The sequence below is a fragment of the Paraburkholderia sp. SIMBA_053 genome (genome assembly GCF_046534895.1).
Lineage (GTDB): Bacteria > Pseudomonadota > Gammaproteobacteria > Burkholderiales > Burkholderiaceae > Paraburkholderia > Paraburkholderia caledonica.
This window is the reverse complement of record NZ_JAWRXU010001383.1, coordinates 1-247: the sequence shown is the minus strand read 5'-3', so window position 1 is coordinate 247 and position 247 is coordinate 1. Positions and strand designations below refer to the sequence as shown.

Annotated in this window: 1 protein-coding gene; it reads right to left on the bottom strand. The window is 67.2% G+C overall.

Features of this window, described 5'->3' with window-relative positions; translation table 11 throughout:
• The coding region (locus SB753_RS40130) for an HPP family protein (protein ID WP_410805560.1) at positions 1–247 on the bottom strand (247 nt) is incomplete at both ends.

Below are 247 nucleotides of genomic sequence, written 5' to 3'. Positions count from 1 at the left end.
CGGATGCACGCAGCGAAGCGCGAACATGCCGCATATCGCCAGCGCGACTGCCAGCGCGGCCGCGAGTGTCGGGTCGGCAATCACGTTAGCGCAGGTCACGCCGATCGTCGCCGAAACCAGATTTCCGCCGATGATCGACCACGGCTGCGCCAGCGGACTTGCCGGCACCGCGAATAGCAGCACGGCCGAAGCGCCCATCGGCGCAACCAGCAGCGGAATGTTCGCGCCGGGTCCGAACAGCAGGTAC